The organism is Aeromonas sp. sif0611 (assembly GCF_019218845.1).
In the GTDB taxonomy this organism is placed as follows: Bacteria; Pseudomonadota; Gammaproteobacteria; order Enterobacterales; family Aeromonadaceae; genus Aeromonas; species Aeromonas media.
Genome location: NZ_JAHUWU010000002.1, coordinates 441,226 through 457,566, shown reverse-complemented (window position 1 = coordinate 457,566; position 16,341 = coordinate 441,226). Strand labels below are relative to the sequence as shown.

17 protein-coding genes and 1 pseudogene are annotated in these 16,341 nt (G+C 58.9%); 12 read left to right on the top strand and 6 right to left on the bottom strand.

The genetic code is table 11. From position 1 onward, the window contains the following. Window positions 1-65: 65 nt before the first annotated feature. The 3 genes from KW824_RS06955 to KW824_RS06945 all read left to right on the top strand — a co-directional run bounded on the left by KW824_RS06955 (window position 66) and on the right by KW824_RS06945 (window position 3,091). Window positions 66-491, top strand: coding sequence for a DUF4440 domain-containing protein (locus tag KW824_RS06955; RefSeq protein WP_218409379.1), 426 nt, complete (start codon window positions 66-68; stop codon window positions 489-491). A 382-nt stretch (window positions 492-873) separates the two neighbouring features. Then, window positions 874-1,140, top strand: a complete 267-nt coding sequence (locus tag KW824_RS06950) for a hypothetical protein (RefSeq protein WP_218409378.1) — start codon at window positions 874-876, stop codon at window positions 1,138-1,140. Between the two features lie 391 nt (window positions 1,141-1,531). Continuing rightward, a complete protein-coding gene (locus KW824_RS06945) occupies window positions 1,532-3,091 on the top strand; it encodes an ATP-binding cassette domain-containing protein (RefSeq protein ID WP_218409377.1) in 1,560 nt (519 codons plus the stop codon). Between the two features lie 336 nt (window positions 3,092-3,427). Here KW824_RS06945 and KW824_RS06940 read toward each other — a convergent pair whose 3' ends face one another. From KW824_RS06940 to KW824_RS06925, 4 genes are all read right to left on the bottom strand, one after another. Beyond that, window positions 3,428-4,795, bottom strand: a complete 1,368-nt coding sequence (locus tag KW824_RS06940; protein ID WP_218409376.1) for a hypothetical protein — start codon at window positions 4,793-4,795, stop codon at window positions 3,428-3,430. 128 nt (window positions 4,796-4,923) lie between these two features. After that, a complete protein-coding gene (locus KW824_RS06935) occupies window positions 4,924-5,697 on the bottom strand; it encodes a BRO family protein (RefSeq protein WP_218409375.1) in 774 nt (257 codons plus the stop codon). Window positions 5,698-5,884: 187 nt separating this feature from the next. Next, window positions 5,885-6,181: a hypothetical protein gene (locus KW824_RS06930; RefSeq protein ID WP_256351297.1), complete on the bottom strand. Its 297-nt coding sequence runs from the start codon at window positions 6,179-6,181 to the stop codon at window positions 5,885-5,887. 191 nt (window positions 6,182-6,372) lie between these two features. Further along, on the bottom strand, window positions 6,373-6,888 hold the full coding sequence (locus tag KW824_RS06925; RefSeq protein ID WP_218409374.1) for a transposase: 516 nt from the start codon (window positions 6,886-6,888) through the stop codon (window positions 6,373-6,375). Window positions 6,889-7,355: 467 nt separating this feature from the next. Between KW824_RS06925 and KW824_RS06920 the strand changes: the two genes are divergently transcribed. The 9 genes from KW824_RS06920 to KW824_RS06880 all read left to right on the top strand — a co-directional run bounded on the left by KW824_RS06920 (window position 7,356) and on the right by KW824_RS06880 (window position 14,664). After that, complete coding sequence (locus tag KW824_RS06920) at window positions 7,356-7,736, top strand: hypothetical protein (RefSeq protein WP_218409373.1); 381 nt, start codon at window positions 7,356-7,358, stop codon at window positions 7,734-7,736. Window positions 7,737-8,079: 343 nt separating this feature from the next. After that, the gene (locus tag KW824_RS06915) at window positions 8,080-8,343 is read left to right on the top strand and encodes a DUF2282 domain-containing protein (protein ID WP_005328858.1); all 264 of its coding nucleotides are present in this window, start codon (window positions 8,080-8,082) and stop codon (window positions 8,341-8,343) included. Window positions 8,344-8,404: 61 nt separating this feature from the next. Beyond that, the gene (locus KW824_RS06910) at window positions 8,405-9,247 is read left to right on the top strand and encodes a DUF692 domain-containing protein (protein ID WP_218409372.1); all 843 of its coding nucleotides are present in this window, start codon (window positions 8,405-8,407) and stop codon (window positions 9,245-9,247) included. After that, window positions 9,240-9,992, top strand: a complete 753-nt coding sequence (locus tag KW824_RS06905; protein WP_218409371.1) for a DNA-binding domain-containing protein — start codon at window positions 9,240-9,242, stop codon at window positions 9,990-9,992. The genes KW824_RS06910 and KW824_RS06905 overlap by 8 nt, the downstream gene beginning before the upstream one ends. Continuing rightward, the gene (locus tag KW824_RS06900; protein WP_256351296.1) at window positions 9,989-10,444 is read left to right on the top strand and encodes a DoxX family protein; all 456 of its coding nucleotides are present in this window, start codon (window positions 9,989-9,991) and stop codon (window positions 10,442-10,444) included. Before KW824_RS06905 ends, KW824_RS06900 begins: the two co-directional genes overlap by 4 nt. A gap of 87 nt (window positions 10,445-10,531) precedes the next feature. Next, window positions 10,532-10,996, top strand: a complete 465-nt coding sequence (locus KW824_RS06895; protein ID WP_218409370.1) for a GNAT family N-acetyltransferase — start codon at window positions 10,532-10,534, stop codon at window positions 10,994-10,996. Between the two features lie 192 nt (window positions 10,997-11,188). Continuing rightward, the gene (locus tag KW824_RS06890; protein WP_218409369.1) at window positions 11,189-12,484 is read left to right on the top strand and encodes a PAS domain-containing methyl-accepting chemotaxis protein; all 1,296 of its coding nucleotides are present in this window, start codon (window positions 11,189-11,191) and stop codon (window positions 12,482-12,484) included. Window positions 12,485-12,645: 161 nt separating this feature from the next. After that, on the top strand, window positions 12,646-13,203 hold the full coding sequence (locus KW824_RS06885) for a DUF3332 domain-containing protein (RefSeq protein WP_005328852.1): 558 nt from the start codon (window positions 12,646-12,648) through the stop codon (window positions 13,201-13,203). An 87-nt stretch (window positions 13,204-13,290) separates the two neighbouring features. Beyond that, window positions 13,291-14,664 carry an HD-GYP domain-containing protein gene (locus tag KW824_RS06880; protein ID WP_218409368.1) on the top strand — a complete coding sequence of 458 codons (1,374 nt, stop codon included), beginning with the start codon at window positions 13,291-13,293 and terminating at the stop codon, window positions 14,662-14,664. A 506-nt stretch (window positions 14,665-15,170) separates the two neighbouring features. Here KW824_RS06880 and mobB read toward each other — a convergent pair. Continuing rightward, window positions 15,171-15,656, bottom strand: a pseudogene (mobB, locus tag KW824_RS21220) (molybdopterin-guanine dinucleotide biosynthesis protein B); the annotation flags it as partial. After that, on the bottom strand, window positions 15,653-16,267 hold the full coding sequence (gene mobA / locus KW824_RS06870; protein ID WP_218409366.1) for a molybdenum cofactor guanylyltransferase MobA: 615 nt from the start codon (window positions 16,265-16,267) through the stop codon (window positions 15,653-15,655). The pseudogene mobB and the gene mobA, both read right to left, overlap by 4 nt. Window positions 16,268-16,341: the final 74 nt, after the last annotated feature.

The window sequence follows — 16,341 nt, the reverse complement described above, 5'->3', positions numbered from 1 at the left end:
GAGCGGGGGATTTTTTTATCCGGCCCGGGGCGGGCAACTACCCCGCCAGCCACTGAGGAGCAACGATGAATCCACATCCCCTTCGCACATTGATCGAGACCTGCGACGCCGCCATCTCCCGGCGCGACTTCGACGCCCTGATGGCCTTCTATGCAGAGGACGCCGCCTTGGTGGTCAAACCCGGCATGGTGGCGCGCGGCATTCCCGCCATCCGCCGCGCCTTCACCGCCATCTCAGATTACTTTGACGGCCGGCTTGAGGTGACCCAGGGGGCCATGGAGGTGATAGAGGGGGCCGACAATGCCCTGGTGATCATGGAGACCCGGCTGCGCTACCCGGACGCGCAAGGCGGCCTGGTGGACGAGACCCGCCGCGCCACCTATGTGTTTCGCAAAGAGCCCGGCGGGCAGTGGCGCTGCACCGTCGACAACTCCTACGGCACTGCGCTGCTGGCGGCGCAGCAATCCGGCGACCAGCCTGCTACCGACTAGCGCCACGCCATGCCGGGAACCCCATGCCAGGAAAACTGAGCCGCGCGCAGTGTTTCACTCTGTCGGGGAGGGGAGCATCACAGCGCAGGCGTTGGCACAACTCCCCGTTTTGGTTGCACCTCACGACCTGCTGGTGGAGGGCGCTCTGTCAGCGATTGATGCGGCTCGATGCACTTTGGCTTTGTACTCTTGTCGTTATCCTCGCCATTGGCAGCACAATCATATCTGCGGGCAATGTCCGGCCCTCTGGGGCCCATTGACCCGGCGCCCCTTGGCGGTAAATTAGGTGCTGATTGATACCCTTCATGGACGAGCAGGGCCGCAGATGCCTCGAAGGCGCGGCTGACCGACAACAACACCACAGTGCAGGGAGCAAACCATCATGTGGCCGTACCGAAAAATAGTGACCCAGTCCCTCAAGACACCCCTGATGATCGCCAGGATCATTTTTTACTTCGCCTTGTTCATATTGTTGCCGCTGCCTTTTATGGTGACCGCAGAGACCGTCCTTGCAGAAATCGGGCGAACTTATTACGCCTTGTTCTCGCTGCCCATCGCCATGGTGCTGATGCTGATATCGAGCTTCATGGCCATCCTGATCGCCATGGTGGAGTCGCGAAACCAGCATCCTCCCCAGGGGCGTTGGTAAGAGGGCCTGAACCTTGCGAGCCATCCAATACAAACCATCCCGGGCGGGATGGTTTTTTATTCCCGATCATCCTGAAGAGCTGCCCGATGGCCGTGATCTTCCCCGAGCGGCGGGCTGTGACAACGGAGCTGGTGGTCTGCCGGGGCGGTTGACTGACCCGCGTATGTCGGGTTAGCCTCGTGGCTCCCTTGATATACGAGTACTTCCTCCGATGCGCATCTAACCTGTCCGCACCCCGCTTTTGATTCCTCTCCCGCCAGGGAGATCGGGTGCGTCTTGACGTGACAGGTTGATGCCAACTCCTTCGTTTGTTTTCCCATCCGTGGACACGTGTCCCTGTCATTTGGCTTGGCTCTTGGCCTGCTGTTCCAGCTGGCCCACAGGAGTTCAGATGACCCATATCGCATGTCATATCAACGCCTTGCAGCTGCCCTTCGGCGCCTGCACTGTGCCTCTTACCTTCACTTTGCCCGCTGCGGGCTGCACCCTGATAGGTCGCAACGGCATCGGCAAGAGCCTGCTGCTCGACCTGCTGGCGGGCCAGCGCAGCGTCGCCTCGGGCAAGATCGAGTGGTTTACCCCCATCAGCTGGTTGTCCCAGTTTGCGCCACATCAGACCCATGACGTGGCCGATGTTATCGGCTGGGGCGAGTCACTGCGGGCCCTTGAGCGCATCGAGCAGGGGAGCTGCGCCATGGACGATTTCGAGCTGCTGAGCGATCGCTGGAGTGTGCGAAGCGATCTTGCCGACCTGCTCGGCGAGGCGGGATTGCGGCTCGATGCCCATACCCAAGTCAGCACCCTGAGTGGCGGCCAGCTTACTCGCCTGCGCCTGCTGGCGCTCTTTGCCAGGCAGGATCACTTTCTGCTGCTCGATGAGCCTGACAACCACCTCGATGCTGCCGGCATCGACTGGCTCGGGCGCCAGCTTGCCCACCACCGCGGCGGCTATCTGCTGGTGAGCCACGACCGGCGCCTGCTCAATCAGGCAAGCCAGATACTGGAGCTTGGCGAGCTGGGGCTGCAGAGCGCCCGCCTCTCGTTTGAGGCGTTTCTGGCGCAGCAGGCCGAGGAGCAGGTCGCCCGCAGCGCCCGGCTGGCGCAGGCGGTGCGAGGTGAAAAGGCGGCGGCGCGCAGCGTGCAAAAGGTGCGCGAACAGGCGGCCAGACGAGCCAGCCAGGGGCGGCGCGAGCGCGGCTCCCAGGCCAAGATCCTGCTCGATTTCAAGGCGGATCAGGCGGGTAAATCCCTTGGCAAGGTGCTGGATCGCCACGAGCGAGGCCACAGTGCACAGACACAGGCCCGGGCCGAGGCGACCGCTGCGCTGGCGGCAGTGCAGCCGCTCATCATGGAGTGGCCGGTGGAAAGTTTCGGCAAGGGAGCGGCCCAGCCGCTGGTGATCACGGCGGCGCGCCACGGGCGCTGGCATGGTCAGCAGGTGAGCCTGGTGTTGCAACGGGGCGATCGCTGTCTGTTGGGGGGTCGCAACGGCAGTGGCAAGTCGAGCCTGCTGCAGATGCTGCGTGGTGAGCTGGCGCCCGATGCGGGCAGTTATCGCATCAATGGCCGCATGGCCTGTCTCGATCAGGGGCTCAGCCTGATTGCGCGAGACCTCAGCCCGCTTGCCAACCTGTTGGCGGCGGCGCCCACGCTTTCCGAGAGCGAGGCGAGAACCCGGTTGGCGGGCATCGCCCTGCGCGGGGATCGCGCCCTGGCGCCCTGCCATGGGTTGAGCGGTGGTGAGCGGTTGAAACTGGGTTTGCTGATGGTGTTGGCGCAACTGCCCGACTTGCTGCTGCTCGATGAGCCGGACAACCACCTGGATCACTCCTCGCGCCAACTGCTTATTCAGGTGCTGGCCGACTACCCGGGCACCTTGCTGCTGGTCTCCCACGATCCCGACTTTGTGGCCGGGGTGGGGGTTGAAAGGGAGTATTGGTTGGAGGGATAGGGGGTTAAATCCTGAGCCAGCCGAGTCATGGCTGGCTCAGAAAGGTGGGTGTTCTAGATTTTTCGCCAACAACCTGCCGGCCGAGTTTGCTTGGTTAAGGGCCTTTCTGTTCGGTTAAGCGCCCATAAAAAATCCCCCGTGAAGGAGGATTTTTATTTTTCCAATTAAGGTCGGGTGATTGGAATGCATACCCGTTGTCGCATGCTCAAAAAGGTCTGAGATTGATACCAAGGGAAGTTTGTTATAAAGTTGTGCAAATAAGATTGCGGATTGACGACAATATCAGGTGATAAATAGCGCTATGTAGTATAAAAATGGGGATGTTATATATGTTTTTTAAAACTCACCTGTATCTTCTTCTATGGCATCCTCCATTCTGTCAATGGGAAGATTGCTATATATAGAGAAATCAAAACCATCGTCAAACTTAATTTTGGCTGCTTTTAAAATTCTCACTGAATCATTGCCAATCCTGGAACGTTGCCTCCAATAGCATTGGTTGTTTTTATTAGCACCATCTAAAATGGTTGTCAATTGTTCTTTTGAATATTGATTTATCTCTTTGTCTATATATCTATCAAAGTACAAGTCAGCTCGTTCGAAATCAAAGCTGTTTACAAAGCATGCAATGCCAAAATCACGGTATTCAGAATGTAAGCCAAACTCATGACATACATCTCTTAGTTTATCCTGATGTCTTTTATTCAAAAAGCAGCCATTTTCACCATATTTTTTATAATAACCCTCAGAAATCCACCTTGTTAGTTTTTTAACATGTTCTTCTGGGGGTTCAAAAAGAAAAAATGCAATGCCAAAATATGATAAATCATCCTTCAGTACTGGCTTTATTAACTCTTTTGCTGAATCTTCCAGTGCATCATAGATAGTCTTCTCCATAGAAATAAAATCAATTAGTGTTTTGATTGCTTCGGGATCTTTAGATATGTTTGAATAATATGCTGGTTCTGCTTTGATCGACTCTATCATGAACTGTCGTTCTTTTTCAAAGATCAGTTTTAACGCTCTTGTATTGATTTGTCTGTTATCGGTTGAATTTTTATCTTCAGATCTAAAGGCGAATTTCCAAAGACCTTTGAAAATTTTTGCCAAAACTTCTTTGTTTATTGCTTTTAGGTATTTTGATTCTATGTACTTATTAAGTGCTGAATCTGATGGGAATAGATTTTTTACTTTTTCTAGGTCCAGTACAAATGATGAAAGGACTTTTTGAGACATGAATGGGGGTTTGCTAAGCATAACCTCAATACTATTTCTAATATCACTTCTAATCATTTCCTGGGTTGGTTCAAAAAGAGTATCTTCATCGCTAATAACGGGATGTGCAGATAGGTGGCGGTGATCTTGAATAAGCATTACTTTATGATTTGAGGCTGTGTCTAGGAGTTGTGTTCTCTCAAAAACCTTCTTTATAAGTTCTTTTTCCCATTTTGGTGAGTAAGGATCGTCTTTTTGCAGCACTTCAATTTCAAGCAATATTTTTTCAGCGGCTGTATCACTATGGAGATCTCGCAATTCCTGCAGTTTGAAAATTATATCGCAGACTACTACTGACCACAGCATGACAGTGGCTGATCTATAACATCCATTCGCATAGCATTTATATACTTCCTCAAAATATTTTTTGGTCCTATGGTCATAAATCTTACTTTTATGAGATTCTAAGGAAAAACTTTTAACGTCCATCTAATGCTCTTTACTTTTATTAATTAACATGGATGTTTACCGTTTCTTGGAGTCGTTAGGCATCCGCTTCTATCTCGTAAGTTGATCTTCGCAGATATGATATGTAGGCTGCTTATAGATAATTGCCTTTATATTAACCTAGCATAGTTTAAAGCAAGCTCTATAACATCCTGTGTAAATTTTTGCTCTGTTCTTATACTGTTGACTGATGGTAAATAGGAAATGTTCTTCTCAGCACATATCTTTTCACAAAGAGCGATAACATAAATTAAGTTGGTTTTGTCTAGGGATAACCCTTTAAATAAATCCTCAACATTATAAAATTTCACACTTGGAATTTTAGCACTTTCAATGCTGGTTAGCCTTTGGTTAAGATCTCCAAATTGCTTTTCATTTTCGGCAAATCTATTCTCTATTTCTTTGAATTTTGACTCGGCTTGCCTTATATATTGGCTGAGAAGTTGAGATTGCTTTGCTTGTTGATCTGCAAGTTGCAAAATAAATGAGTCATCGTTTTCTTTTGGCGCTGGATAGATACCATATTTTCTTAAGGCAGGCATTACATCATGATAAACCCAACGTTGAAATTTTTTCGCTCCACTACTTTTGGCTCTTGACACAACCCTATATATTCCTGGCTCAGTTACAAAATGCTCATATTTAGTATCTTGACCTCGTTCATCACCAATAATTTCTGTATGCCTCTCATCGTCATCTAGAGCAGAAATAGATTCTCGTAAGAAAGAGGACTGATCTGTTACATTACTTCCCTCAAGTATCTGAGACTCTTTTGTTATGACTTTTACAATATCACCCAAACTAAATAAAGTGATGCCATCTTTTTGTATAGTTCTTATTTCTAATTCACCAGATGATGAGGGGTACAATAGAATCTCAAACATATATTCACCTGTCTTTTAAAAAGGAAATCCGATCACATATGTTGGGCTAAATTTCGTAGTTTACCGAGAAAGCTAAATTCGTTTTTTGATTTTATATGGTCAAAGTTCATCTTGTTTGGGAAGTCATAAATCCCGTTTGTTGGGCTTCGCTGCGCTCAGCGCCAACCTACAACACATCCCAAGCCGATTACTCTCGACCCGATTCACTATCAATGGCCCAATTTGGCCCTATCCATCCTGCCGCAATGTGGCGATGGATGGAGGTGTAAGGCCAATCGACCGGTTTGGCACAATAACCATGTTTGACCGGATTGAAGTGGATGTAATCGACATGGGTTTGCAGATCCTTGTCATCCCGGATCAAATGTTCCCAATAACGGCGTTGCCAGATACCGCGTTCCCGTTTTCTGAGTCGGCTCTCCCGTATCCGCTCTGTTTTGGTGAGCCTTCGTGAGAAGCCTGCTTTGATCAGAGACCAGCGCATGGGATATCACGTATATTGGGCTAAATCTTGTAGGTTGGTGCTGAACGAAGTGAAGCCCAACATTTACCGAGAAAGCTAAATTCGTTTTTTTATTTTATATGGTCAAAGTTCATCTTTATTTGGGACGTCATAAATCCTGTTTGTTGGGCTTCGCTGCGCTCAGCGCCAACCTACAACACATCCCAAGCCGATTATTCCCGACCCGATTCACTATCAATGGCCCAATTTGGCCCTATCCATCCTGCCGCAATGTGGCGATGGATGGAGGAGTAAGGCCAATCGACCGGTTTGGCACAATGACCATGTTTGACCGGATTGAAGTGGATGTAATCGACATGGGTTTGCAGATCCTTGTCATCCCGGATCAAATGTTCCCAATAACGGCGTTGCCAGATACCGCGTTCCCGTTTTCTGAGTCGGCTCTCCCGTATCCGCTCTGTTTTGGCGAGCCTTCGTGAGAAGCCTGCCTTGATCAGAGACCAGCGCATGGGATAGTCATTGTCATCCGGCGGTAGTTGCCAAATGGCATGGAGATGATCCGGCATCACCACCATGGCAATAATCTCGAAGGGGTGTTGCTGTTTGACGTGGCGGATTACTTCGCGCAGCAGGTCGATATGACGTACCAGCAGATCCTGCTTTCGGTCAGCCAGGTTGACGGTGAAGAACCAACTTGCCCCGCTGGTTGTTGCTCGGCGATAGCGCATGGTCCTCCTTTCCGGTATTGGGATGAAATATCAGATCTGTTCGGTTGCACCGAATTGACACCAACTGACCGAGGGCTCGAGTGTTGGTCTTCGCTGCGTTCAGCACCAACCTACGAAAATACGCTACCGCCCCTGGATTACAGCTTCCAATGCGCTCCATCGACCAGCGGGCGGGGCCCGGATGGTGCGGTAGGCGCCGAATGGCCAGCATATGCCCAAGCCTCATACGCAAACCAGTCAAAAAGTGACGCAACTATCAGGAAGATCTGCGTTTTTTGCGCCAGCTCAATAATCGTAGGGGCTGAGCGGGGAGGCCGGGGCGGGGCTGGGATGGGATATTTGGCGAGCCGGGGCGCTTTTTGTTGTCACGGGGCCGGGGGACTATAGTGCAGCGAGGCGAGGGTGCCTCGTTTGGCCCGCGTGAGTGGGGGCTAACCACAATGGATAGATGGATGGGAGTTTGTCATATGAAGCGGATCCTGATGGTGTTGAGTCTGTGTGTGACGGTGTTGGGCATGGGAATGGGGGTGGCCCAGAGCGCGACCCCTGATGCGCAGCAAGAGTGCGAGGCCCAGGCGGCGGTGAAGAAGCTGGCGGGGGCCGCCAAGACCAGCTTTGTGGGCAAGTGTGTCAAGGATGCCTCCGCCAGTGCCAAGGCGAGTCAGTGTGAGAAGGCGGCCGCCGACAAGAAGCTGGCCGGGGCTGCCAAGAACAGCTTTATCCAGAAGTGCGTGAAGACGGACGGGGCCGCTGACAAGGCGACCCAGTGCGAGAAGGCGGCGGCGGACAAGAAGCTCGCCGGGGCGGCCAAGAACAGCTTCGTGCAAAAGTGCGTCAAGACCACCTGAGCCCTTGGGGGCCAGGAGTGAGCGAGCGCCTTGGGAAGAGTGTCGCCCGAGGGAGGAGAGGGGCCATCGGCCCCTCTCTTGTGGTGGTGCCAGAACCGGATTGACGTGACCCCGGCGCGCCTCGGCAAGGGCTGCGAACGATGCATTGATGAGGGACAGCAGGCGGAGCTTCACTCCGCCTCTTTTTTGATTAAATAAATATCCATTTAAAAACAATCTCTTGCTGGCTTTTATCAGGTTTTTTCAATTTGTCGGAAATCTTTTCTCCCCGGCGCCGGTTCTATTGGACGTAGCCGGATGACATGCGCCGGAGACATCACTCTCGACAATAAGGAATAGGGACATGAACGTGAAAAAGAGTACTGCCATCGCCTCTGCCATGACGGGTCTGCTGGCCCTGGGTGCCCAGTTCATCGCCGCGCCAGTCATGGCGGCGGACGACAAGGAGAAGTGCTACGGCGTGGTCAAGGCGGGCAAGAACGATTGCGCCAGCAAGGGCGGCTCCTGCGCCGGTACCGCCAAGATGGATGCCCAGGGGGATGCCTTCGTGGTGGTGCCCAAGGGCCTGTGCGAGAAGCTGGCGGGCGGGTCGCTGCAACCCAAGTAAGCCCCATGCCATGGTGTGGCACCCGCCGCACCATGGCCCCTTCCTCTGAGGGAGCCCTGCCATGAACCCCCTGATCGGTATAGGTTTACGTCCCCCCCACTACGACGAGATCCGCCAGACCCTGCCCGCAGTCGGCTGGCTCGAGGTGCACAGCGAAAACTACTTCGAGCGCCACGGCAACGGCTTCGAAGTGTTGGCCGAACTCGCCGCACACTACCCCGTCAGCCTGCACGGGGTCGGCATGTCGCTCGGCTCTGCCGACTCGCTCGATCCCGCCCACCTGCGCCAGTTGTTGGCTCTGGTGGCGGCCATCTCACCGGTGCGGGTCTCCGAGCACCTGAGTTGGGGCAGCATCGGCGGGCGCTATTTCAACGATCTGCTGCCCATGCCCTACACCCGTGAGGCCCTCTCGCACATGACTGACAAGGTGGAGCGGGTGCAGCAGGTGCTGGGCCGGCAACTGCTCATCGAGAATCCGTCCTCCTATCTGCAACTGCCCGGGGAGATGGGGGAAGCTGAGTTTCTGGCCGAGCTGGCGCGGCGCAGCGGCTGCGGCGTCCTGCTCGATCTCAACAACCTGCATGTCAGCAGCGTCAATCACGGCTTGGATTGCGCCGACTACCTGGCCGCCATCGACCTCCAGACGGTCGGGGAGATCCACCTGGCCGGTTTTACCGACAAGGTGTTGCCCCAGGGGCACCTCTATATCGATACCCACAGCACCCCGGTGGCGCCCCCCGTGTGGGAGCTCTATCGGCAGGTCTGCCAGCAGCGCGCCATCCCCACCCTGATCGAGTGGGATCAGGACATTCCCCCGCTGCCGGTGCTGCTGGGGGAGGCCGGGCGTGCCGACGCCATTCTCGGCGCGGCGCGGCGGATTTCGCAGGAGGCCGCCCATGTCTGAGCTTGCCCGCCTGCAACAGGGGTTCGCCAGCGGCCTGCTCGGCGAAGATGACACCATCATGGCGCACCTCCAGCCGGGGCGTTTTCCTGCCGACGCCGTGCTGCAGATCTATCGCAACAACGTCATCCTCGGCCTCACCGAGGTGCTCGCCAGCAGTTATCCCGCCGTCAAGGCCATGGTGGGGGAGGCGTTCTTTGCCGCCGCAGCCCGGGGATTCGTGCTGGCCGAGCCCCTGCGGGAGGGGAGTGTCATGCACTATGGGGAGGGCTTCGGCGACTGGCTCACCCGCCTGCCGACCACCCGGGCCCTGCCCTGGCTCGGGGAGCTGGCCCGCTTCGAGTGGATGCTGGAGCGCGCCTCCCTGCTGGCGCCCGAGTCCGGGCGCTGGCCTGCCGAGCGGCTCGCCGCCCTTGCCCCGGCCCAGTGGGATCGGCTGGTGCTGCATCCTGCCTGCGATCTGCTGCTGCTCGAGAGCCGCCATCCGGTGCTGGCGCTCTGGCAGATGGCCCTGCACGGCGGGGAGACGGTCAGCGAGCTGGGTGCCCCGAGCTGGCTGGCGCTCAAGAAACGGCCCGGCCACAGGGTCGAGCCCATCCCCCTGGATGCCGCCGCCTGGCGCCTGCTGCAAGGCTGCCAGCAGGGCAGGCCGCTGGCCAGCCTGCTGGCCCGGGAGCCGGCCATGGCCGAACACCTGGCCCCCCTCATCACCCTCGATCTGCTGGTCGATCTGGAGCTTGCCCCATGACAACACAGACTCTTTCCAAGCCGCTTGGCCTCTTTGCCGAGCGCATCCTGCCCTGGTGCAGCGGCGCCCTGCTGCTGCTGGCCAGGCTCTGGGTCGCTGCCGTCTTCCTGCGAGCCGGCTGGCTCAAGTTCACGGCCTGGGATTCCACCCTCTACCTGTTCGAGTTCGAGTATCAGGTGCCCCTGCTGCCCTGGCAGTGGGCGGCCTATGCGGGCACCGCGACCGAGCTGCTGCTGCCGCTGTTCCTGCTGGCGGGCCTCTTCACCCGCCCGGTCGCCTTGCTGCTGTTTGGCTTCAACGCCATGGCGGTCATCTCCTATCCCGCCCTGTGGGCGGGGGGCTTTCACGATCACCAGCTGTGGGGCTGGATGCTGCTGACCCTGGCGGTGTGGGGCGCAGGCCCCCTGGCGCTGGACAGCTGGCGACTTGCCAGGGGGCGTCGCGGCCATTAACGTGGGTGCCAAATGAGTGATGGTTGGCCCCTCTTGTCATGGTGACAGGGGGCAAAGAGCCCCGTCATGCCACCCAAGGAGAAAGAGATGATGGTTCGCGAGGCCCTGGCTGCCGATGTTCCCGCCCTGGTGCGGCTGCGCATGGCGCTGTTTTGCGAGGTGGGGGAGCTTGATGACCCGCTGGCGGATGCGGCGCTGTGGCAGGCGACCCAGGCCTATTTCAGCGCGGCGCAGGCGGATGGCAGCGCCCGCTCCTGGCTGGTGGAGGTCGAGGGCGAGGCGGTGGCGTGCGGCACCCTGGCCCTCTTCGTGCGACCACCCTATCCGGGCAACCTGGCGGGGTGCGAGGCCTATCTGCTCAACATGTACACTCGGCCTGCCTGGCGTAAGCGGGGCATGGCGAGCGCCTTGCTCGATGCCATGGTGCGCCATGCCCGGGAACAGCAACTCGGCAAGCTGTGGCTGCACGCCAGCGACGAGGGACGCCCGCTCTACGAGCGGATCGGTTTCGTGGCCAATCCGGCCTGCCTGGAGTGGTGCCCGGCGCGCTGATCGAGGCGCAGTGATCCGGAGAGGATTCTGCTACGTATTGGCAGCCCTTGGCGGCCTAGTCGCTTTTCTCTGCACTGCGCGTCCCCATGATCCACCGTCATCTGACCACTCATATCGAGGTGGGCGGGGCCGATACAGTCAGTGGGGTCAGGCTGGGGTGCCGATCCGGATCGTCAACGAGGTAGGAGTGTCATGTTCAATCACAAACTCAAGGCGCAGTTGCTGGCCTGTCAGACCCGGCTCGATGAGCAGCAGAGTGTCGTCGAGGCGATCAAGGACGGTGCCGCGACCATCATCTTCAGCCCGGACGGGGAGATCCTGGAGGTCAGCGAGCCCTTCCTGAGCCTGATGGGGTATGGCGCGAGCGAGCTGCTGGGGCGCCACCACCGCCTGCTCTGCCCCGAAGGCTGGACCGGCTCCACCGACTATCAGCAGTTCTGGCGCCGCCTCGCCCAGGGGGAGGCGCAGTCCGGCACCTTCGAACGGGTCAACCGGCAGGGGGAGACGCGCTGGCTCGAGGCGAGCTATTTCCCGGTGAAGACCCAGGGCAGGGTGACCCAGGTAGTGAAGATGGCCAGCGATGTGACGGCCCGGCATCAGCGGTTGCAACACCTGGAGGCGCTCTCCCAGGCGCTGGACCGCTCCCGGGCCATGATAGAGTTCACCCCGAGCGGCGAGATCATCAGCGCCAACGCCAACTTCCTCGACACCATGGGCTATCGCCTGAGCGAGCTGGCGGGCAAGCATCACAGGATGTTCTGTGACGAGGCCTTCCTGCGCGAGCAGCCCACATTCTGGGAGGAGCTGGCCCGTGGCCAGTTCAAGTCGGGCCTTTTCATGCGCCACAACAGCCGGGGAGAGCCCGTCTGGCTGGAGGCCACCTACAACCCGATCCGGGACCAGCGCGGCAAGGTGGTCAGGGTCGTCAAGTTTGCCAGCGACATCACGGCCCGCATCGAGCAGAACAATGCCACCCGGGAAGCGGCCCGGCTCGCCCACAGCACGGCGCAGGAGACCCTTGGCAGCGCCGAGGCCGGGGCCGAGCTGCTGCGCGCCGTGGTCGATACCTCTTCCCTCATCGCCGCCCAGGTGGATGCGGCCATCGCCCTCATAGCTCAGCTCAACGAGCAGTCCAGGAGCATCGAGGCCATCGTCTCGACCATCAGCGCCATCGCCGATCAGACCAACCTGCTGGCCCTCAACGCGGCCATCGAGGCGGCGCGGGCGGGGGAGCAGGGACGAGGCTTTGCGGTGGTGGCCGATGAGGTGCGCCAACTGGCGGCCCGTACCTCCCTCTCCACCGGCGAGATAGCCAAGGTGGTGCAGAAGAACCGCGAGCTGACCGCCAGGGTGACCGACGACATGGCCGGGGTGGCGGGCAGCGCCGAACTCGGCAAGCAGCAAATCAGCGAGGTGGACAAGCTGATGAGCGACATCCACCGGGAGGCGAGCCGGGTCTCGCAGACGGTCTCGGCACTCTCCATCTGAGTCGTCGTCCTTGACGACACCGTCTGGCGAGATCGCCAAAAGAGTGAGCGAACGAGCACTCAAGCTGAACCCTGGCTGTACGACCCCGTCCTTGTGAATTGTGGCGCCCCGCCGCCTTGTTTAGGCTGCCGCCTCTTTTTTCAATGAGCAGGTAGAGAACAATGGCAGTACGACAGAAAGGCAGGGCCCTGGCCCTGCTGCTGGGGACGGTGGCGAGCATGGGGCTCGGCGGTTGCATGGGGCAGATGGGCCTCTCCTCCATGGTGACCAAGGGCAACCTCAGCGTGGTGGACAATCGCTACGGTCGTGCCGGTGTCTTCGTCCTGCTCTCCCCCGTCTATGGTCTGGCGGCGACGGCGGATCTGTTCGTGTTCAACACCATCGAATTCTGGTCTGGCAAGAACCCCATCACCGGCAAGTCCCCGGCGCTGGTGGATCACAAGGCCGATGCGGTGATCAAGGTCAACCAGCATCTGGATCCGGCCCTCAACAAGGTGCCGCTCGCCATGCTGCCGCAAGGGGTGCGCGAGGTGAAGGTGAGCTACCCCGACGAGCGCACGGCCCAGATGGAGATCCACTACATCGACGGCCATCGCGACATGATGCGGGGGGAGATGCGCGGCGAACTGCTGGAGATTTATCTGGACGACAAGCTGGTCTCGACCCTGACCCGCAAGCAGCTGGACGAAACGGCAAGCTCAGGCAAGGCTGACGTTTAAGTTCCTCAGGATCCTGATCTTTTCTTCTCTGGAAAGGGTATACATAAGCTGCTGGCAAAATCGCCATGACGTACAAGGAAGCAGGTTATGACGGTGAGGGGTTTGCGATTGGCAGAGTTGATTGGTTCCCTCAGCCATGCTCTGGACATGACTGAGGGTCAACCCAGAGGGCACTGCATCCGCTGTTGCTGGATAGGTTCTCGTCTGGGGGAGCGGCTGGGACTGGATGCCCGGCAACGCCACGATCTCTACTACACGCTCCTGCTCAAGGATCTGGGTTGCAGCAGCAATGCCGCCCGTATCTGCGAGCTCTACCTCACCGACGATCTTCACTTCAAGCGCGACTTCAAGCTGGTGGATGGCTCCCTCTCCGAGGTGGTCAACTTCGTGTTGGGTCACACCGGCTTGCAGACGGACCTGCTGGGGCGCTTTCGCAGCCTGTTCCATATCTTTCGCAACGGCGATCAGATAGCCAACGAACTGATCCAGACCCGCTGTCATCGGGGGGCGGACATCGCTCGCCAGCTGCGCTTCAGTGACGAGGTGGCCGCAGGCATTCTCTCCCTCGATGAACACTGGAACGGCAAGGGGCGGCCACTGCAACTGGCTGGCGAGGGGATCCCGCTCTTCTCCCGCATCGCCCTGCTCTGCCAGGTGGTCGATGTGTTTCACGCCGCCGCAGGGCCGGATGCTGCGATCAAAGAGCTGCGCGAGCGCAGCGGCAGCTGGTTTGATCCCGCCCTGGTCAGCGAATTTGAAGCGCTGGCCGACGACGATTTCTGGCAAGGGCTGACCGACCCCAGGCTGACCGAGTGGGTCTTCGACCACCCGGCCGGTCAGGGGGAGGTGGCGCTGGATGAGGATTATCTGGACGAGATAGCGGCGGCCTTCGGTCAGGTGGTGGACTCCAAGAGTCCATACACTGCGGGCCACAGCGGCAGGGTCGCGCTCTATACCGACATCATTGCCGCTCAGATGGGGCTGTCTGAATCGAGGCGGCGATGGCTCAAACGGGGTGCCCTGCTTCATGACGTGGGCAAGCTTGGGGTGAGCAACGCCATTCTCGACAAACCGGACAAGCTCAATGCGCAGGAGTGGGCCGCGGTGCAGATGCATGCCGCCTATACCGAGGAGATCCTGAGCCGGATTGGCGCCTTCGAGGAGCTGGCGCAAGTGGCGGGGGCCCATCATGAACGCCTGGATGGCAAGGGGTATCCAAAGGGGCTCAGCGCTGCGGACATCGCGCTCGAGACGCGCATCATCACTACTGCCGACATCTTCGATGCCATTACCGCCAAGCGTCCCTATCGCGGGGCCATCCCGGTGCCCCAGGCGCTGGAGATGATGGCCGAGCATCTGGGCACCGCCATCGATCCCGACTGTTTCGCCGCCCTGCAGGCGGGGATCCGGGATTTTTCCATCTACCTCAGTCCCGAGCAGCCGCTGGCGCAGGCCGGTTAAGGCCTTTAGCGCCGTCACGGCCAAGCGGCCAGATGCAAAGACAGACACACCCCGCATTGCGGGGTGTGTTGTTTTGGAGCGCTGGCTGAGGGGGGAGTATTACCAGCCCAAGCAGGGGGCAGGCTGGCGAGCCGCTACTGGCGGCCTTAGCTCGGCAGAGTGACGCGGGCGAGCGCTGTGTTCGGGCGGCACCATCTCATGTCGGGTCGAACTTCTCGTGTGGGAGGTCGCCGCGACTGCTACTCCCCCGACAAGAGGCGGATCCGGACCCGCTCGCCGGGGGCAATGGCCGAGTTGGTGGCGCATTCGATCACACAGTTGGCCGCAGGCAGGGCAGAGGGCATGACAGCACTTGCCGGACGGACCAGCAAGCAGCCGTCGGCATCCTGGGTGAGGTAGCCGGGCAGGCAGGTCTCCTCCGCCGGATTGGGAATTGCCTCAAGGGCGCGGGCGAGCAGGCGCAGCGGCGGGTGAGGGGGCTGGGCGTCCCGGATGGGCAGCCGGGCGCAGATGAAGTCGGCGATGGCATCCAGATCCTCGAAACGAAACTGGGGCAGGGTCGTGGCCTGGGGCCGATCGCTGATGAGGGCGACGATGTCCGGGTCATCCGGGAACAGCTGCGGCCGGCCGATGGCGCCGCGGTGCAGCTCAATCTTGGGAAAATGGCGATGCTTGAACCCCTCGATCAGCAGCAGATCGAGCTGGTCCCGGTCGAAACGGGCCAGCAGCGCCTCCAGGGGGGGCTCGCCCTCCGGGGTCTCGCAGATCAGGGCGTGGCGCCGGTCGGAGGCCGCCATCACCTGCCGGGCTCCCGCCTGGCGCAGGCGATGGCTGTCTTTGCCCGGCTTGTCCATGTCGAAGTCGTGATGGGTATGCTTGAGCACCCCGAGCCGCAGGCCACGCTGGCCGAGCAGGGGGATGAGCCGCTCCAGCAAGGTGGTCTTGCCGGTACCGCTCCAGGCGACGAAGCCGAGCAGGGGGAGGGCACTCATGGCGTGTCTCCGCCCGCCAGCAGCCTCGCCTCGTAGGCGGCGAGCTCGGCCGGGCTGTTGAGATTGATGAAGGCATCCGGCGCATCAGCAAAGGGCACCACCGTCATCCGGTGGCGGGCAAACCAGGCCCCGGTCTTGCGCTCTCCCTCTGCCAGCGCCCGTTGCAGGGAGGGCAGCAGGCTGCGGTGTAGCAGGGCGACCACGGGTTGCAGGTGCTCCCCGTCGTGGGCCACCACCAGCTCGGTCTGCGGCGTCAGGGCAGCGCGAAAGCGGGCCATCAGATCCCGTGGCAGGGCGGGCCCGTCACAGGGGACAAACAGCACCCAGTCGTGGCGGGCGGCGGCCAGGCCGGCCTGCATGCCCGCCAGCGGCCCTTGAAAATCGGCCTGCTCGTCGCCGATGACGGGGGCCAGTTGCCGGTAGCAATCCTCACTGCGGTTGGCGTTGATCAGCACCTCGTCCACCTGGGGGCGCAGGCGCTCCAGCACATGGACTATCAGGGGCTGGCCCGCCAGGGGCACCCAGCCCTTGTCGTCGCCCCCCATGCGGGTGGCTCGGCCGCCGGCCAGGATCACGGCGGAGACGGGGAAGGTGGGGTCGCTGCGGCTCATGGGGCTCCAGAGATCGATAGGGGTGGCATGCCGCGCATCAAGGGTTTGCTGTTGCAAAGGCGATCACGGCATCG

Bases quoted from the DNA above. Each gene is read 5' to 3' on its own strand.
- KW824_RS06895 (WP_218409370.1), top strand. From the start codon at position 10,532: ATGATGGTTCGCGAGGCCCTGGCTGCCGATGTTCCCGCCCTGGTGCGG.
- KW824_RS06935 (WP_218409375.1), bottom strand. From the start codon at position 5,697: ATGTTTGAGATTCTATTGTACCCCTCATCATCTGGTGAATTAGAAATA.
- KW824_RS06920 (WP_218409373.1), top strand. From the start codon at position 7,356: ATGAAGCGGATCCTGATGGTGTTGAGTCTGTGTGTGACGGTGTTGGGC.
- KW824_RS06890 (WP_218409369.1), top strand. From the start codon at position 11,189: ATGTTCAATCACAAACTCAAGGCGCAGTTGCTGGCCTGTCAGACCCGG.
- KW824_RS06950 (WP_218409378.1), top strand. From the start codon at position 874: ATGTGGCCGTACCGAAAAATAGTGACCCAGTCCCTCAAGACACCCCTG.
- KW824_RS06910 (WP_218409372.1), top strand. From the start codon at position 8,405: ATGAACCCCCTGATCGGTATAGGTTTACGTCCCCCCCACTACGACGAG.
- KW824_RS06945 (WP_218409377.1), top strand. From the start codon at position 1,532: ATGACCCATATCGCATGTCATATCAACGCCTTGCAGCTGCCCTTCGGC.
- KW824_RS06880 (WP_218409368.1), top strand. From the start codon at position 13,291: ATGACGGTGAGGGGTTTGCGATTGGCAGAGTTGATTGGTTCCCTCAGC.
- KW824_RS06930 (WP_256351297.1), bottom strand. From the start codon at position 6,181: ATGCGCTGGTCTCTGATCAAAGCAGGCTTCTCACGAAGGCTCACCAAA.
- KW824_RS06905 (WP_218409371.1), top strand. From the start codon at position 9,240: ATGTCTGAGCTTGCCCGCCTGCAACAGGGGTTCGCCAGCGGCCTGCTC.
- KW824_RS06885 (WP_005328852.1), top strand. From the start codon at position 12,646: ATGGCAGTACGACAGAAAGGCAGGGCCCTGGCCCTGCTGCTGGGGACG.
- KW824_RS06915 (WP_005328858.1), top strand. From the start codon at position 8,080: ATGAACGTGAAAAAGAGTACTGCCATCGCCTCTGCCATGACGGGTCTG.
- KW824_RS06940 (WP_218409376.1), bottom strand. From the start codon at position 4,795: ATGGACGTTAAAAGTTTTTCCTTAGAATCTCATAAAAGTAAGATTTAT.
- mobA (WP_218409366.1), bottom strand. From the start codon at position 16,267: ATGAGCCGCAGCGACCCCACCTTCCCCGTCTCCGCCGTGATCCTGGCC.
- KW824_RS06955 (WP_218409379.1), top strand. From the start codon at position 66: ATGAATCCACATCCCCTTCGCACATTGATCGAGACCTGCGACGCCGCC.
- KW824_RS06900 (WP_256351296.1), top strand. From the start codon at position 9,989: ATGACAACACAGACTCTTTCCAAGCCGCTTGGCCTCTTTGCCGAGCGC.
- KW824_RS06925 (WP_218409374.1), bottom strand. From the start codon at position 6,888: ATGCGCTATCGCCGAGCAACAACCAGCGGGGCAAGTTGGTTCTTCACC.